Consider the following 17,391-nt stretch of genomic DNA (forward strand, 5'->3'; position numbering starts at 1 on the left):
ATGGGCGCTCCGGTGGACTAGAGTCCCTATACACCTATAACGGGTTAACCACCGATATCAATGTCGAAGGACGCTTAATGTCGCGCACCTATGGCAGTCAAGGCTGGTTATATGAAACCGTGGATGCGCAAAATGGCACCAACCGCTTTGCCTACGATAGCGCCGGTAGGCCTTTAGTTATCCGCGATGCTAACAATAGTGATATCAAAGCGACTTACAACGGTTTTGGTCATAAAACCCAAGTTATCGACCCTAATCAGGGCACTACAGTCTTCGGTTACAACAGTGTAGGTGAACTGGATAAGCAAACCGATGCCAATGGCGTGGTACAAACCTACGTACTCGATGTACTGGGCCGCGTCACCAGTAAAACCACCACGGGCGGCAGTGCGCCTGGCCTGGCTGTTTTTTATTGGGATGGTAATATTGACAACGATGCAGAAATAGAAATTACTGGTCAGTTAGGCTTACTCACCTCTGAAACCGAAAACGGCGTCACTCGCACTTATGCCTATACAACTGCCCTGCAATTGGCGCAAACCACAGTGACCGTTGATGGTGTGAGCCGCACGGTTAAGCATCAGTACGATAGCTTCTATGGTCGTCCTAAGGCACTCGAATACCCGAACGGCTTAACCCTGAAATATAGCTATAACGATTATGGTTACCTCGAGCAGACCAGCAATGCTGCTTCTGGCTATCTCTATCGTCAAGTCACAGCCATGGATGAAGCAGGCCATATCACAGGCGCTGAACTTGGTAACCGGGTGATGTCGGAATCACGCAGTTATTACAGCGAAGGCACCATGGCGAGTGTCGAAGTGGATGGCCCGCTGGGGCGTATTCATGCGCACTACTATGATGGTTACGATGAGTTTATGAATCTCACCAGTGAACGTGATGGGGTGACAGGCCTAACTAAGAGCTACCGTTATGACACGCTTAATCGCCTAAGCGAGTATCAGTTTAGCAATAGCAACCCGACCTTTAGTGCCACGGTTAACTATGCCTACGATAAGGTCGGGAACTTCCTTAAGAAAACCGACTACAGTGCCAATAGCAGCACTGCCTACCGTTATGGCGGCAATGCCAGCTGTGCCGCGGGCAATAATGCCGGCCCCAATGCGGTATGTCAGCTGACTAAACTCAATGGCACCACGGTGAGTTTTCAATATGATAAGCGCGGCAATTTGCGTGTGGGTGATGGTCTCACCATGACCTACAATGCCATGGATAAGCCACTGAGTGTCTCTGGCCGTGGTGCCACCACCAGTTTTGTCTATGGCAGTGATAATATGCGCGCCAAGCAAAGCCGTACGGTCGGCAGTGCAACGACAACCACTTATTATGTCGATAAGTACTATGAAGCCGACAGTGATGGCAGTTGGCGTGCCTACTTAGACGATATTGCGGTACTCAGTTATACCTCACAGCGTGGTCATTTGCTGCAGTTTACCCTCAAGGACAGACTCGGCAGTGCCACCACCTTAGCCGACCAAAATGGTAATATTGTTAGTCAACGCTACTTTGACCCCTTTGGGCGAACCGCATCGACAGGCGGTGGGCATCGTACTGATATAGTGAATAAAAATACCCTGCAATCAAAGTTGCAGGATTTGGATATCACCAACAAAAACCGCCGTGGCTTTACCGACCACGAGCATCTGAATGAACAGCAGTTAATTCATATGAACGGCCGGGTTTATGACTACAACATAGGCCGGTTCCTCTCTGTAGATCCCTTCATACAAAGTCCGGGGGATAGTCAATCGATCAACCCGTACAGCTATTTAATGAACAACCCAATGGCAGGCACCGACCCGACGGGGTACTGTGCTGCGGCGACAGGGTCACACATCAAAGATTGTGGCGATCTGAAGGTTGAGGTGAAGGTTGACGGTAAAACTGTCGGCAGTACGGTAGTTAAAGACGTCAATCTCAAGAATGGAGCTGATGTCAGTAGCGCAATGAGCAAGGGAGTCGCGCAAATCGGCCAAGCTATGTCAGACGTGGGAAGTCAAAAGCAGATCGCACAATCTAAACCTCCATCAGGAAATGCTGAAAATAAGGTGGAACCATTTAAACTCTCGACAACCATTGATCGGGCAAAAGCAGATGATATTGATAAAAAAGGGTTTGATTTAACAGAACGAATGGTTGATATGACTAAAAAAGCGATCGAAAAATCTGGTGATGAAACCCTTATTAATGAAATGAATAATACCGAATTTGTATATGATCCGAACAATAAGGTATTTGAAAATAACCCTGATGTTGCTGCTTTTAGGTTGGCAAATGAAAACAGCACGACTATTTATGTCGGTAGAAAACTGATTGATGTTAGTGAACCTAATTTGACGTTCCCTTATCACGGAACGACGATTAGAGGGGGCGATACAGGACTTTTGTTTGTTGGATTGCACGAGTTTGGCCATGTCGTTGGCAGGCAATATGCCAACATATGGGCAGCTGATAAGAAAGAGCGATTTGCTAATTCATTTGCAAAAAAACACTATCCTCGAAGGTTATCAGGAACAAATGTTAATAGAAAAGATATTAAGTTTGCAAAAGGGATAGATGAATGATGAAAAAATCAATTGCAGTCTTATGGATGATGGGTTTGCTTATGGCCTCTAACGCACTTGCTAGTAACTACTACTATGATAACTATGCATTTGATGCAGAAAGTCAAGGTAAGCCAAGTTATTTTTATTTCAACTTAAAAGAATCATACTCACTGGATCCTACAAATGAATATAGAAGCTTAGTTTTATGCAAATCAGACGAAAATTACTTCTGTGTTAAAGATGGTCTGTTTAACTTTGCGGTTCCTGTTGGCCCTTTAAAGGTCGGGGATAATTGGAAGATAGAGGGCAGAGATTTTGCTGTTAAGAAAGAGATAGAATTAAAGCTACTCGGTAAATCTGAGCAAACTTATTTAATCAGCTCAAAAACTAACAAGCATTTGAAATTTCAGTTCTTTTACTCAATCGAACATGGGTTGTTAGGATTTTCAATCACATCGCTGGATGACGAAAATACCGAAATGTATTTTTTGCGTGAGGATAAAGGGTTGGGCAGCCGTAATTGACCTGAAACAGTTGATAGCAAAGCCCACGAGCGTGGGCTTTGTTGTTTCTGGGGTTAAGCAGCCAGCTCGTTATCGTTGGCTTGCTCAGCCTGTTTGGTTATCCCCTGCTGCGCCTCTTGCTCTGCAAGGTACTCACTGGCCATGGCCTTGTGCTTATTGATGCTCATGCAGCGGGCGAGGGTTTTCAGCCGCGTTTCTGTGTCTGGCATCTGGCCTTTGTCGGCCTGACCGCTCTGGGCATCCAGCTCTTGGCCATTGACGAACCAGTGGCAGTTGTCCTTGTGTCGGCTCCCGGCCACGTAGGATGCAGCCCTGTCCATGGCGCTGGTGTACAGCACAAAGGTGTCGCCGTCGACGGTGGCTCCTTGGGCGCTGTAGACGGTTGAAGCATAGGCCTGCACCAGATGCAGCCTGCCTTGCTCGTCCGAGTAATCCGACTGGTAAAAGCTCACCGTGCGACCAGAGTCGAGTTTGACGGTAAAACGAATATCCTCCCCCTGTTGCAGCACTTGGGTAATGGTGCCTTGCTCGCCGTTGGTGAAATTCCGCTGGTAATCGTTTTTGGTAAAGCGCACCCGTTCACCATTTGAGAACGCAAAATACAGGCTTTGGCTGGACACCACGCACTCGGTCAGGATGTTCTCTGTGCCCAGCTTGCCTTGCTCTTGGTACACTTTGCGCACCAGGTCATTAAGGGGTTTAACATCCTTCCAGCGCTGCGCCATTATCATCGACTCTTTGTCCGGGTTGGCTTCAGTGTATGCCTGCCAGTGCTTGACCAACTGCGCACGGGCGCTCTGGCTGTCTTGCTCGATATGCAGCAAGCCTCTGCCCTGAAAGCTATCCAGTGCGGCTTTGGCATTGCCTGAGCGTAGGTCATTGACCGCCGTTCTTGCCCATGCTTCGCGTTGTCTGCGGATGGTATTAATTCGCGCACAGCCTTGGCGCTGGGACAGAAAACGCAGACTGCCGCCATGGCTGATGGCGTCCATTTGCTGCTGCTCGCCCACCAGTACCAGTTTGGCTCCGGCTTTGTGCGCGGCCTGCATCAGTTGCAACAAATCCGGGGTGGCCAGTTGCCCGGCCTCGTCGAGCAAAATCACCGTATCCTTGAATTTGGCCTCACTGTTGCCTTTGCCTAATTCGTTGAGGAGACTGGCCAAAGTGGTGCTTTCAATGCCGGTATCTTTTTCCAGCTGCTGGGCGGCCTGTCGTGCGACCGTGGCCCCTCTGACGCTAAAACCTTGTGACTCATAGGCCATGCGCATGGCCTGCATTGAGGTGGACTTACCGGCTCCGGCACGGCCTTGGATGATATCGAGCCCCGATTGGCACACGGAAAACACCGCCTCGACTTGCTCATCAGATAGCGCAAAGCCTTGTTGTTGCCCTTGGCGGGCAATGGCCTGTTCAATGGCCTTATCCGCCAACTGGTAATGGCTGTTGGCGTGCATATTATCGGCATGCCTCAGCAGCGCTTGTTCGATGGCCAGCATGTCTTTGGTGGTGTAAATCCGGTTGTTGCTGGCATCAAGGCCCAAGCTGACCATGGCATTATCGCTGAGCAGCTCCCGCACCGTATCTTCGATATCCAAGCGGGTCACATGGTTAAATTGGGCCTCCACGCCCACCGCCGCATAGATATCCTGCAAGCGGAACACAGCTTGGGACTCAATCAACTTATCTAAGATATGTTGCAAAGGCAGCGACTCCGGAAAAGGCAGCACATCCGGTTGTCGGATAGCCTCAATATTGGCAGCCTTAAACCCTTGCCTGTCCATATCTGCCTGCCATGAGGCAAACAGCTTGGGCCTGTCGACCGCTCGCTTGTAGTCACGGGAATTCAGCGTAATGGTATCGCCGACTTTGGACGCCGCGTTGCTCACGCCCATGGCCTCCATCTGGGCACGGATGGCTTCCGCCCGCTTTGAGAAAAACTGGCAGATGCTTTGGCAAATGCCTTTCACCTCAAAGTGCTTGTGACCTTCGACGGCTTCTACTTCAAAGCTCAGCTCACGCAGGCCATTGGCCAAGGCGCTGCGGTAGATGGCCCCGGAGGCCATCTGCCATAGGAAAAAATGCTTCGATTCCAGCGTGCCCCACGTGCCGTCACTTCTTTGGGCCAGATTGGCAATCAGGCAATGGGTGTGCAACTGCGGATCTTGTGCTCTCGATGTCGAGTGCTCAAAAGTCGCCGCAATTAACCCGGCCACGCGCTCCTGAAGATAGCCGCCTTTACCCCGTCGGGTATAGGCGGCGTGTTGCTCGATAAAGGCCAACGCCTCTTCGACCGACTTTTGCTGCGCCTGTTGTATGGCTTTGCGGGTTGTTTCATCGGCCCGCGCCCACAGCATGGAGACCGATTTGGGCGCGGAAAAGGTCAGATCCCAACCTGCTCTGTGGTGGTCGCCGGCATTTTCACACAAGGGGGTGCCGTCAGGGCCAAAGCCATTAAAAATGCGCCGATACGAGGTAGTGTCTATCTGGCTGGGCAGTCCCAGCGTACGTGCGCCGAGACCCCGCCATTTGCCCGGCGGCTCGCCGCCACCGGTGTAATAGTCTTCCTTGGCCAACTCCGCATAATAGGCGATGGAGTTGATGGCGTTCATCGACATCATGCGGCGTCCCTCCGCTGTTTAATTTGCTCACGGCGGCTGGGCTTGTCGCTGGATTGGCCTGTTGGCTCTGGAGTGCCAACCGATGCAGGCTTTGCCGTCAGCCAATCCGCCGGGCAATGCTCGTCAGAGACAACCGGCAACCTGGCATAGGGCCAGCGCAGGCGATACACGGCCTTGTAGCCTGGGATAAGCAGGTAACCGACCACGCCTTGTTTGCCGGGTTGCGGCAGGTGCACCAGGTCGGAGGCGCTGACCAAGGGCAGGGTTTCCCGGTGCCAGTTTTGGGTGGTGCCACTGCCTTGCCCGGCGCTCGATGTCGGCCGCTCCACCACACGCTCACCAAAGGCTTTAGCGGTATAGCTTGCCGTTTCCCCGGCAGCTCCGACGCGCATCGAGGCAAACAGGGTAAACATATTCAGCAGGGTATCGGCTTCCTGCTCGCCGTAGATATGTTTGAGCTGGGAAATGGACTGGGTGCCGCCGCAGATGCGGCAACCCTTGCTGCGGCCAAGGCTCATCCATTCGCTAAGCGCCGGGTTCTTCGGCAGGTTGCCCAGCTCGTCAATAAACAGCCACAGCTCGCGCTCTGTACTGTTGGTTTGCGCCAGTATATGACTGGTCATCAAAGCAATCAGGGTGTTGGCCAGCGGTGCACCAATGTCTTTATAACGCTTGTCGGCTTGTACGATGATCACTGGCTTATCGGTTTTTAAATTGCTGACCCAATCACGCACACAAAAGCCGCCTTCATAGGCCTTGGGCCATGCATCACTCAAGGTGTAGACCCAGCCCAAGCTGCCAATCAGTTGGGCAAAAAACGATTGAGTTGTTTTGCTGCCCTCAACAATAAACCGCGCAGCTCTGGGGTAATGGGCTTGCAGTTGGCTTTGCAAAACGGCTTCGTCCAGTGACAGCATAGTGGCCAGCTCACGCCAGCCCCAGCGGGGTTGGGTATGGTTGAGAATTTCCATCATGCCGGTGAACAGCATCCGCGCCCCGTTTGACCACAGCGGGTCGCGGGAGTCACTAATGAGCCGTTCGGCAATCAACTGCGCTTGGGTGGCATTGTGGGCGTCACGCTGGATATCCCACGCCATGCCGCGCTTATCCCACGGGGCCAGCAATACGGTGGATTTTTCCCTGTAAAACAAGGCAGTAAACTCGCGTTTCTCATCATAGATAAAGGCGCGTTCGCCCCGGCCGATGACTTGGTCAATCAAGGGCGCAATAAATACGGTTTTGCCCGTGCCTTGGTTGCCGACCACGAGAATGTTGCCTGACTCACGGGCTTTGCTGATTTGCAATTTGGGGTGAAGCCTTAAGCCTTGCTGCCCAGCTTCAAGTTTAGCCGCCTGCTTGGCATGAACCAGCGCCGTGCGGTCTTGGTGCAGGCGCGGGCCTGAGATATGACGATAACCGTCTGTGCCGCCGCTGACGTAATAGCGCCGCGCCGCGAAAAAGGCCAGCAGGCTAGCCAGCAGCGCCGGGAGGATTACGTGGGCCAGCAGGGCCCAGTGCCAGTTGCGGTTGACCAGCGCCTGCCAGTAGCCCATCCATGGGACTAAGGACTGATCAAACACAAGGCCGGTGAGGCCATTCAGCCAATGCCGGGTGTGCACGTTTAAATCCGGCCATGGCGTCAGCCATGACCACGTTAAGACCAGCAGGCCTACAAAGGCGGCCAGCCAGACAAGGCCGCCGATGGTGAAGATGGCGGCCCAGTCCTGACGACGGAGTGATACGGGATGGTTATTCATTAGAACTTCACTCCCTTTTCGTGCAGGGCAGACAGTGCCTGCTTGCGTTCCTCGGCCGCCAGGTCGAGGGTGGTGCACAGCATTTCAAACTGGACTTTGCGCTGACGTTGTTCCATTTTTATCAGCAGTTGTTGCAATTGCTGCTGCTCCTGATAGTGTGTCCAGGAACTCCGAATAACATCGGCCACCGTGCAGCCTCTGCGCTCGGCTTCGGTTTGCAGGCGGGTATAGTCCTCGCCTGAGAATCGGGCCGTCACGGCCTTGTTTAATTGTTTATTCATGGGGAAATCTCCGATTGCGTGGATAAAATCAAGGGGTTCAGGCCTTGTGCACCGTGGCAGCGGTGCACAAGGCGAAATCACTCAGGAAGTACCAAATACGGGAGTTTGCGGGCGATGACGCCGCGCCAGCGCGGCCACCACCGGTGAGTGGGGTTTGTGCTCATAATCTCTTGTTCGCTAGGAACTGAATTTAAGAATTCAAGACTTGCGAATTGCGGGTGTTCCAGTGCCTGATCCAGTGCCAATAAATCTTTTCTGATGGTGTCGAATTTGAAACCTGTGACCCTCTGACAGTCTTCACCTATGACATTAAACGCCTGACGGGCAATTTGTTCGCGGGTTAGTTTTGGGTTGTCCATTTTTAAGGCAATGGCGTAGCCGTAGAGCTCACCACGGCGCACTTCGGCATGAGAGCGCCCCTCGGCATACAGGCGTTGTTGGGCATAGCGTTGCCAACGCTCGCCGGTTTCGCCGGGGGTTAATACCTCTACAACGGACTCGGCAAGAGCCAGCCCCGTGAGGGGCTTGGCAAGTTCAGAAGTGATCAGGTTATTGCTCGCGGCCCAGATACAGAAATCCCTGGCCGGGATAAGATAGGTGCCATCCTCACGCACGGCATGTAGCTCGTTGAGGCGAATGGCATCCAAGGTTTTCTGGTATCTGTCTTCGCGCTCTTCACGCCAACCGTTGTAATACTGTCCCGGCTCCAAGCTGTAGCAGAAGGGATCCATGCCGACGGCAAGGCATGCCGCTTCGTCTAGTGTCCACATCCGCTTGTCGGCGTACTCGTCCCAGATCCAATCACGAATATCCATCAGCGGAAACACGATGATATCGAGTACCTCTGGTGGGATCTTGCAATCCTTCTGCGCGTAGGCCACCTCTTGGCGACGCAGCAGTTTGCTGGGTTCGAATTTGTGCCCCTCTTTGAGCAGCAAACGGATGGCCTTGCGCACCTTGGTTTCGGCGGCTTTGTAAACTTCGGAATCGGTGTCCGGGTAGTGAATGTCAGTGGTCATTTTCTATTCCTCTTGCGTTGATGAATGACACTGACAGGATGGGATTTTTGCGTTTGTGGCGTCCACCACAATGAACATTGGATGTGAAAAATGCTGATATAAAACATTTTTAGTGTGACACATCGGCATCGTCCCTAACTGCCAGTCACAACTGATGTTGTCACAGTTTTTTGAAAAGTACGGTTTGGAATGAAAAAATAATTGGCCAAACGCTAAGTAGCGTGCAGAACGTGGAAATTACAGTGTACTATCTGTACCACTAGGTGTTATAGTTTTGGTGTTGAAAGGGAATGGAATGCGCATATATAAATCTAAGTGGTTCACGAAGTGGGCCGAGAAAGAAGGGCTGACAGATGACGCCCTTAAGGCTGCTGTCGATGAGATGGAAAAAGGCTTAATCGACGCCGATCTTGGTGGGCATGTTTATAAAAAGCGTGCTCCTATCGAGGGACAAGGAAAAAGCAGTGGTCTGAGAACCATTCTCGCGTTCAAGGTGGGTAACAAAGCCTTTTTTATGTACGGCTTCCCCAAAAATGCGCGGGATAACATAGACAGTAAAGAGTTAAAGGCGCTTAAGCTCATGGCAAAAGAGTTGTTAGGTTACAGCAATGCCCAACTGAGGAATGCTCTTCAATCGGGTAGCATGGTAGAGGTTAAATAATATGAAAGACAGTATCTTAGATGTCATGCATGACACTGCAAAAGATTTAAAAGAGGCTGGCGTGATGGATATGCAAACCCTGCGCGAGTTCGATGCACTGTGCCTGCCCAAAGTAGAAGTCTATGATGCTCGCCGTATTCAGGCCATTCGTAAAAAGGCCCGTGTGAGTCAGACGGTGTTCGCCGCTTACCTTAACACTACGGTGTCAACGGTAAGGCAGTGGGAGCAAGGCGGTAAAAAGCCACAGGGAACTTCCCTTAAATTACTTAACTTGGTGGCCAACAAAGGATTAGAGGTCTTGGCTTAATCATGTTGGCGCGAGAACGTGACAGCACTTGCTGGTGTCGCGTTGTCGTGTCTATCAGAAAAAGCAGCTGGGCAGGATAGTGGTTAGTTGATTAGATACAGCTCCCCCAACCCCAAGCCATGTTGAGACATGAACGCTGTTTTGAAAAAAGACGGCGGCTATTTTTTTATTTAGCCGTGATAGCCGTTAACCCACCCGATTAAACCGGTTGGCATCGTGTTTTAAGATAAGCCCCTCCAACACACTCTTGGCAACCTGCTTCTCTTCCGGGGTGAAACTCTGCAAGGCCTCAAATTGTAAACGCAGCTCGTCATTTGGCTCACGTTCACCATCATCAAAGATCAGCCAATCGGTAGTCACGTGAAACGCAGTGGCGATCTTCTTCAGCATTTCCAATGAAGGTTGGGCGGTGCCCGCTTCATAGCGCTTCACTTGGGTAATATGGATATCAATTGTATCGGCCATAGCTTGCTGGGTGAGGCCGTTATCCTTTCTTAGTTGTAAAAACCGGGTCGGAAAACTCATCGAAATAAACACCGTGATCTGCGTATCCATCGATTATCCCCTATGGTTCTAAAAAGGTTTGACAAAAATATCTTTATGGACACTATAATAATACCCATGGAGAGCCTTGACAAGGTTCTGAAGAGAGCCGTTTGGATAAGGTGGTTTAATGACCTATTACGACAACAGAATCGTGGAGCAGGTAAAGCGTTTTTCTTTAGTCGAGATCCTGTGTCGGGATGGTCTGACACTGAAAAAGCAAGGGAAAGACTATTTTGCCTGCTGCCCGTTTCATGACGATAAAACGCCGTCGCTGTCTGTCAGTCCTGATAAAAACCTGTGGCACTGCTTGGGAGCGTGTCAGGTAGGCGGCTCACCGATTGATTATGTGATGCGCCGGGATGGAGTCAGTTTTAAAACCGCCGTTGGTACGCTGCTTGAAGAGCATGGCCAGCTGCCGGTTGAGTCTCAACCTGTGGCGGATAACAGTGTATTGACGGCACAAGTCTCGCGTCTTGATGACTGTGCCCAGCATTGGCTGACGCAGGCCACCGCTCTGTATCATCAGAACTTGCTGCAATCGAGTCAGGCCAAGGCTTATCTGGCCCAGCGCGGCTTGGATAATCCGGCCCTGATCGAGTTGTTCCAACTGGGTTATTGTCAGAAAAACCTCGGCAACCTGCTGCCGAGCCGTACCTCTCAGGCAGGCAAAGACACCCGCGAATTGCTCAAGGCGGTGGGGCTGACGCTGCCAAGTGGGATCGAGCGTTTCAGTGGCTCCTTGGTTATCCCGGTACTGGAGCAAGGCAAAGTGGTGGAATTGTACGGCCGCAAAATCGCCGCCGAAGGCAAGTTGCGTCCGGGAACGGCGAAGCATTTATACCTGCCCGGCAAGCATCAGGGCGTATGGAATCAGGCAGGGCTAACGAGCGATAGCGTGATTTTGTGTGAATCCCTGATTGATGCCATGAGCTTTTGGGTGCACGGGTTTACCAATGTCACCTGCGCCTATGGGGTAAACGGATTCAGCCCTTTTCATTTAGCCGTATTCACGGGGCTGGGCATCAAACGAGTGTTGATTGCTTACGACAATGACGAGGCCGGCAACAAGGCCGCGTTGGCGTTAGCGGACATATTGCGGGCCGAAGCCATTGAGCCGTGGCGGGTGCAATTGCCGCCAAGCCAGGATGCCAATGCCTTTATGGTGGCCAGCTCGCAACCGGCGCGGGACTTGGAAACCCTGCTGAACCGGGCAATCTCGCTGAGCCCGAAAGAAATTACGGGCAGTCATGCCGCACCCAATGACGGCGAACCTTCGGCTGCACTTAGCATGGAGCAGCAAGGGGACGACTGGCATATCCGCTTGGCCAACCGCCATTACCGTGTCCGTGGCTTATCGAAAAAGGCCCAAGGGCAGCAACTGCGGATCAACCTCATGCTGCGCGTGGATGACGCCATCCATGTGGACAGCGTGGACTTATACCATGCCAAGCAGCGTCAGCGTTTTGTGGAGCTGGCCTGCGTTGAATGCGGTGTGGGTGAAACCACGGTCAAGCAGGATATGGGGCGCATTCTGCTGGCATTGGAAGAACGGCAAAGCGAGCCGGAGCAGGACAGCCCGCAAGTGACCATGAGCGAGGCTGAGCGCCAAGCGGCATTGGCGTTTCTGCGTCAGCCGACACTACTTGATGACATCGTACAGGACTTTAGCCACTGCGGCGTGGTGGGCGAGCAAAGCAACACCTTGGTGGGCTATCTGGCCTGTGTGTCGCGCAAGCTGGCCAAGCCCTTGGCCTTGGTGATCCAAAGCACGTCTGCGGCCGGTAAATCGGCACTGATGGACGCCATCTTGCAGATGTGCCCGGATGAGGATGTCACCCAGTTTTCAGCCATGACCGGGCAGAGCCTGTTCTACATGCAAGGGGCGAGTTTAAAGCATCGGATTTTGGCCATCAGTGAAGAGGAAGGTGCCAGCCAAGCGGCCTATGCGCTTAAGCTACTGCAAAGTCAGGGCGTGCTGACCATGGCCAGTACCGGCAAAGACCCCATCAGTGGGCAACTGGTGACACAGACCTACGAGGTGGAGGGCCCGACCATGCTGTTCTTGACCACCACGGCCATTGATGTGGACGAGGAGCTGATGAACCGCTGTTTGGTGTTAAGCGTCAACGAGTCGCGGGAGCAAACCCGGCATATTCACGCCTTGCAGCGTCAACGTCGTACCTTGCAAGGCCTGCTGCAACACGTCGACAAGAAGCACATATTAACCCGTCATCAACACGCCCAGCGCCTGCTGCGCCCGCTGCATGTGGTCAATCCCTACGCCGAGCAGCTCACCTTTATGGACGATAAAACCCGTACCCGTCGCGACCATGAAAAGTACCTGACCCTGATAGATACCATTGCCCTGCTGCACCAATATCAGCGCGAAGTGAAGCAGGTTAGGCACCAGGGCGAGGTGATGGAATACGTGGAAGTGACCTTGGAGGATATCCGCCGGGCCAACCAACTGGCACACGATACTTTAGGGCGGACGCTGGACGAACTGCCTGCGCAAACCCGCAAACTGTTGAATCACTGTGTGGATTGGGTGAGCTGCCAAGCCAAGCTGGATAACGTCAACACTGACGCGGTGCGCTTTACCCGCAAGCAACTGCGTGAGGCAACTGGCTGGAGCGATACCGCCCTGAAAGTGCATATGGCCCGGTTGGTTGAAATGGAATACCTGTTGGTTCACTTAAATGGCCACCGTCAACGCTTCCATTATGAGCTGCTGTACCAAGGCGAAAGCGGTAGCCATGCCATGCTGAAACTGTTGGATGTGGACAACAGTGTGCTGAACCGCCCTGACCGGTCAGGCCTTGGTGCTAACCGGTCAGGGTCTGGTCAGGCTGCGGTCAGCCTTCAGTCAGGGGGGAGTCAGGGCGATGAACATGCCTGCAACCTCAATGGCCATGGGGCGTGGCAAGCCAATGAGGGCGACATCTACGCCAGCCCCCTTACTCCGGTAAAACCTGACGCCACCGTCAAGGTGTTGCCATGAGCCTGACACTGACCGAACACTCAAGCCTGTACCTGTCCGCGTTCTCGGTGCGGGGTTATAGCCCGCGTACCTTGGCCGCCAAGCGTTGGCTGTTAAATTACTTCATTGATTACTGTGGCGAGCGGGATATTCACCATGCCCAGCATGTCGATAAAGCCTTGCTGCTGCGCTATCAACAGCATGTACACCATACCCGCAAGGACGATGGCAAACCCTTGTCCATCGCCACCCAGCGCCACCGCGTGGGCGAAATCCAGCTGTGGTTTGTCTGGTTGGTTGAGGCCGGTCATTTGCCTTACACCCGCTTGGGGGAAGTGGTGCTGCCCAAGTTGCCGAAAACCCTGCCCAAGGCTGTGTTGAGTGTGCCGGAAATCGACAAGCTGATGGCGCAAGTGTGTCTGGATACGCCGACAGGTCTGCGTGACCGCACTATGATGGAAGTGCTGTACTCCTGCGCCATTCGTCGCCGGGAGCTGTTAAACCTGACCTTGAGTGACATCGACACGCACCGGGGCTGGCTGCTGGTTCGGGAAGGCAAAGGCGGCAAGGACAGGGTTGTGCCCATCGGTCAACGGGCCCTTGATTGGGTTGCCCAGTACCTGCATGACGCCCGGCCCTTGCTGGCCAAATATGTCACCGAGCAGGCGCTGTTTATCAGCATGAAAGGCCGGACTATTCATCACACCACCTTCACCGCCAAGCTCAAGGAATACACCCGCGCCGCCGGAATAAGCAAAGCCGGTGGCTGCCATGCGTTCAGGCACAGCGCCGCAACGCTCATGTTAGAGAATGGAGCCGACATCAGGCATATCCAAGCCATGCTGGGCCACGAATGCCTGTCTACCACCCAAATCTATACTCAAGTGGCCATCGGTCACTTGAAAGACGTCCACAAGAAAACCCATCCGGGCGAGAGCCAGTAAGGAGAATGCCATGAACAGCGAGCAGCAGCGCATCATCGAAGTGGCTAACGAGTTGTTAGCCCATGACAGTACCGGCGGCAGTACCAGTGAGCAAATTGCAGCTGCCTTTATTTTGAACGAGATGAAATATCTTCCTTTCGGCTATTTCAATATTGCCGACGCTTGGGATCGGCTGGGGAGTCAGTGGCAACAGTATGTCAGGGATATTCAGCACGATTACAGCCACCTCATTCAACGCTAGAACCCTACAAGGACAGCCTTTAACGGCTGTCCTTTACCCACCTTAAATCAGATGTTTAACGCCGAAAATCGCGTCTAGGAAAATTTTTCCGACAAGGTATACTGGGGCAAACTTGATGCTCTTTAACACCGCAGCTCTCTAGGCGAAAACGCCTCCAACGCTTGGACGCACGTCAGGTTCGTTCTTTCATATGAACGGCCGGATTTACGACTATAACCTCGGCAGGTTTATGAGTGTGGACCCGTTTATTCAGAGTCCAACCTCGACTCAATCGGTGAATCCGTACTCGTACATAATGAATAACCCGCTGGCGGGAACAGATCCGACGGGGTATGCAGCAGATTTTATTGCAGGCGTCTTTTTTGGCCTTAATTCTAATTTAACCGATAGTCAGGTATCTTTATTGAATCAAGCGGAAAGTTGTTCATTTTGTTCTGGTGATTTCGCAACGGGTGCAAATGTAGGCAGTAATTTTAAAGCATCATATAAAGAAACTGGATCTTGGCTTGCAAGTGCTTTCTTTTTAGCTAAATCTGCATTACCAAGTAGTGGTGCAGATAGTAATATTAAGACCGAAACAGGTCAGACAGCGGATATTGGTGCCCCAAAAAAGGTTGCACAATCTGCCCCAGAACCTGACGGCGGATTTACTGCAGATTTGAGTAAAACTAAAGCAAAAACAAGATCTGGACATACAAATGCTGGTAATAAACAGTTGCATGAAGAAATGATTAATAACCCAGAAAAAAGAAAAGAGATGGAAGCTAAACATGGGGATGATGTCTTTGACAGAACGAGTACCTCTAATGGGGGCAGACGAAACCCACAAAATGCAGAATGGGATCATAACAGTACAGATCCAAACAAATTGGATTTAAGAACTAAGGGAAATCATGCTGCGAAAACTAGAACCGAGAAAAAAGGTGGTTATGCAAAGTTCCATAAAGAAAATCTTACTGGTACCGTAAGAGTTTCTGGAAGATTAGATAGCTTGGCATTAAAGAAGCTCGATAAGCTTGATAAATAAAATAGGTTAATAATGATAGACTTTAAGCATATTCGCTCTAAAACTAAAAGTAGACTTGAGCTGCATGGGATACCATTACATCCAAGCTTGCCATTTGTAGATGGCGTTTTAAATAAGTCTTCTATCGATATTGCGCAGCGGATTGTGGGACTGTATGTGATGCTTGGTTTGGCAAGAGATGCTGACCCTGATTTGTTATGGAATTGGATGGAAGCAAATGACTTTTTAAGTTTTCTGTCAGATGAAGAGATGAGAGTACTCCAACAAGAGAGTTTTACCGAAGCTGATATTAATAGCTGCTCTTGGAAACAAGAGTCTATTTTTGTACTTTGTTGGTATGAAGGCTTTGAAAAAGAAATTATTTTCCCAACAGATGAATGTGATTTAACCGATGTATTTATGAGAGTTCCACCAGAAGTACCCTTTGAGTTGATGCTTGAGTCATTTCAGCCTAGAAGTGAGAGTGAATTAATTGAAGAACTTGACTTTTATTATTGCGTTCATGCGGCTATAAAGCATCCTGAACTTTGGAAAGATGAACAATTTTTAGGAAGAATAAAAGTTGCGGCAGTGGAAGAGCGAAGACGCGCTTTAGAGTGGCTTGTTTCTACCAACGATTGGGATAATGTTTCATTGGATACATGAAGATTGGTAGGACAGCCAACAATTTATGCTAATCAGCCCCAGCTTTGGGGCTTTTTCTTGACTGATATTGGGCAATTCGACCAGCGGCCTGGGCAGCGTTTGCCAGTAGAAGTGGGCAGTCTGTAACAGCCGTGTGAGCGATTGGGTGCAGCGCCACCATGTGGTGGCACTGGCGCAATTGATCACTTCTGCTGTTCACAAGTGATCACTTCTACTGCTTTTGACTGATCAGGCTGCTGTTAATGTTGCCCAAAATGGAGATCCGTCGCTTGAGTTCTTTCAAAGAAGTGGGATGGTTGTCGGCCAAAAAAAGCGAATCGATAAGTTTCTGTATTTCGGTATGACGGATGAAGTTGTAAAAGCAGAGCTGGCCTTCTTTAGTATCTGGCACCAGCTTAAGTTGGGTGGCCCGTCGACAAAGTTCCTGATAAAGCGATAACACAGGTTCAATGCCGAGTGGCTCTGCTGATATCAGTCGCATCGGCAGATATCTCAGACTGCCATCCGGCATATGAAAAACATGCACATAGTGCTCTAAGGGCATAAGCTGATTAGCATAGAGATACCCAAATTGCTGGTTCAAGTAATTGTAAAACTCGACGATTATTGAAGCAAGTGGAGTCGTAAGGCCGATTTTCAGAAGATATTGAAGTGCTAATAACTGAGGTATATCCAGCACGGTTTTTTGGGGTTCTGTGGAGTCTTTGGGCTCCACACAAAAGGCTATACAGCAAGTCAAGGCGTGGATGTCGGTGCGATCCATCAGTTTATATCCTGTCTTACTACTTATGGTCTTCCTCCTAACAAAGTTACCGTAAGCATCTTCTTTGAATAGTAAGCTGACGTAGTTTGCAGGGAGATTTACCAATACCTTATTGATGGATTGCTTTGAAGGCTGGGCATTATCGATAAGTTGCCACAGTGGGTGGCAGAGCAACATCTTAAAAGAAAACTCTGCGTTCAGGCGACGGTCAATATCATCAACCACATACTCTCTGACAACAGGTTCTCCCTCTTCTTTATGGTTAAAGAAACGGGACGAGTTGTTTAGCCAGTCAGCACAACGACTGTACTGCTTATCCTCTTTGTATAGCTGCTTTTTTATCCCATAGGCGCTAGATACGCCCAAATGCACTTTCAAACAAGCCGGTGTTTTTCAAGGTAGTTGTCACTCTTTGCTTAAATATTAAGCTGCATTTATTACCCCTTCTATTGGTGCTTTATCTGGGTTTAGGGTCACGGGCCCAACTGCCTCACAATTTCTCACGTCTTTA

The 17,391-nt window shown here is 51.0% G+C and carries 14 protein-coding genes and 1 pseudogene; 9 read left to right on the top strand and 6 right to left on the bottom strand.

Going from position 1 to position 17,391, the window contains the following annotated elements:
- Positions 1–2,585, top strand: a 2,585-nt coding sequence (locus B5P39_RS23765) for an RHS repeat domain-containing protein (protein ID WP_303395046.1), incomplete at its 5' end; no start/stop codon positions are given.
- Complete coding sequence (locus B5P39_RS23770; RefSeq protein WP_088213123.1) at positions 2,582–3,091, top strand: hypothetical protein; 510 nt, start codon at positions 2,582–2,584, stop codon at positions 3,089–3,091. The genes B5P39_RS23765 and B5P39_RS23770, both read left to right, overlap by 4 nt.
- A gap of 53 nt (positions 3,092–3,144) precedes the next feature.
- Here B5P39_RS23770 and mobF read toward each other — a convergent pair whose 3' ends face one another.
- The 4 genes from mobF to B5P39_RS23790 all read right to left on the bottom strand — a co-directional run bounded on the left by mobF (position 3,145) and on the right by B5P39_RS23790 (position 8,766).
- Positions 3,145–5,709: a MobF family relaxase gene (gene mobF, locus B5P39_RS23775; protein ID WP_088213124.1), complete on the bottom strand. Its 2,565-nt coding sequence runs from the start codon at positions 5,707–5,709 to the stop codon at positions 3,145–3,147.
- Entirely contained in the window at positions 5,706–7,328 is a 1,623-nt protein-coding gene (locus tag B5P39_RS23780) for a type IV secretion system DNA-binding domain-containing protein (protein WP_176400029.1), read from the bottom strand. Before B5P39_RS23780 ends, mobF begins: the two co-directional genes overlap by 4 nt.
- Positions 7,329–7,465: 137 nt before the next feature.
- The gene (locus tag B5P39_RS23785; RefSeq protein ID WP_088213126.1) at positions 7,466–7,747 is read right to left on the bottom strand and encodes a hypothetical protein; all 282 of its coding nucleotides are present in this window, start codon (positions 7,745–7,747) and stop codon (positions 7,466–7,468) included.
- Positions 7,748–7,824: 77 nt separating this feature from the next.
- Positions 7,825–8,766 (bottom strand): hypothetical protein, encoded by a 942-nt coding sequence (locus B5P39_RS23790; RefSeq protein ID WP_088213127.1) that lies wholly within the window; start codon positions 8,764–8,766, stop codon positions 7,825–7,827.
- A gap of 295 nt (positions 8,767–9,061) precedes the next feature.
- Between B5P39_RS23790 and B5P39_RS23795 the strand changes: the two genes are divergently transcribed.
- Positions 9,062–9,427, top strand: a complete 366-nt coding sequence (locus B5P39_RS23795; protein WP_088213128.1) for a type II toxin-antitoxin system RelE/ParE family toxin — start codon at positions 9,062–9,064, stop codon at positions 9,425–9,427.
- A 1-nt stretch (position 9,428) separates the two neighbouring features.
- Positions 9,429–9,734: a helix-turn-helix domain-containing protein gene (locus B5P39_RS23800; RefSeq protein ID WP_088213129.1), complete on the top strand. Its 306-nt coding sequence runs from the start codon at positions 9,429–9,431 to the stop codon at positions 9,732–9,734.
- A 186-nt stretch (positions 9,735–9,920) separates the two neighbouring features.
- On the opposite strand, the gene B5P39_RS23805 is transcribed toward B5P39_RS23800, so the two are convergent.
- A complete protein-coding gene (locus B5P39_RS23805; protein ID WP_088213130.1) occupies positions 9,921–10,289 on the bottom strand; it encodes a helix-turn-helix domain-containing protein in 369 nt (122 codons plus the stop codon).
- A 118-nt stretch (positions 10,290–10,407) separates the two neighbouring features.
- Here B5P39_RS23805 and B5P39_RS23810 point away from each other — a divergent pair, with 118 nt between their 5' ends.
- From B5P39_RS23810 to B5P39_RS23830, 5 genes and pseudogenes are all read left to right on the top strand, one after another.
- Positions 10,408–13,281: a CHC2 zinc finger domain-containing protein gene (locus B5P39_RS23810; RefSeq protein ID WP_088213131.1), complete on the top strand. Its 2,874-nt coding sequence runs from the start codon at positions 10,408–10,410 to the stop codon at positions 13,279–13,281.
- A complete protein-coding gene (gene xerC, locus B5P39_RS23815) occupies positions 13,278–14,204 on the top strand; it encodes a site-specific tyrosine recombinase XerC (protein WP_088213132.1) in 927 nt (308 codons plus the stop codon). The genes B5P39_RS23810 and xerC overlap by 4 nt, the downstream gene beginning before the upstream one ends.
- A 10-nt stretch (positions 14,205–14,214) precedes the next feature.
- Positions 14,215–14,445: a hypothetical protein gene (locus B5P39_RS23820; RefSeq protein WP_088213133.1), complete on the top strand. Its 231-nt coding sequence runs from the start codon at positions 14,215–14,217 to the stop codon at positions 14,443–14,445.
- A gap of 187 nt (positions 14,446–14,632) precedes the next feature.
- Positions 14,633–14,785 (top strand): annotated as a pseudogene (locus B5P39_RS25260) (RHS repeat-associated core domain-containing protein); the annotation flags it as partial.
- Positions 14,786–15,484: 699 nt separating this feature from the next.
- Positions 15,485–16,117, top strand: a complete 633-nt coding sequence (locus tag B5P39_RS23830) for a DUF4272 domain-containing protein (RefSeq protein ID WP_088213135.1) — start codon at positions 15,485–15,487, stop codon at positions 16,115–16,117.
- 211 nt (positions 16,118–16,328) lie between these two features.
- Here the strand turns inward: B5P39_RS23830 and B5P39_RS23835 are convergent, their stop codons facing one another.
- Positions 16,329–17,246, bottom strand: coding sequence for a hypothetical protein (locus B5P39_RS23835; RefSeq protein WP_176400030.1), 918 nt, complete (start codon positions 17,244–17,246; stop codon positions 16,329–16,331).
- Positions 17,247–17,391 lie beyond the last annotated feature (145 nt).

The sequence above is a fragment of the Shewanella sp. Shew256 genome (genome assembly GCF_002196695.1).
In the GTDB taxonomy this organism is placed as follows: Bacteria; Pseudomonadota; Gammaproteobacteria; order Enterobacterales; family Shewanellaceae; genus Shewanella; species Shewanella mangrovisoli.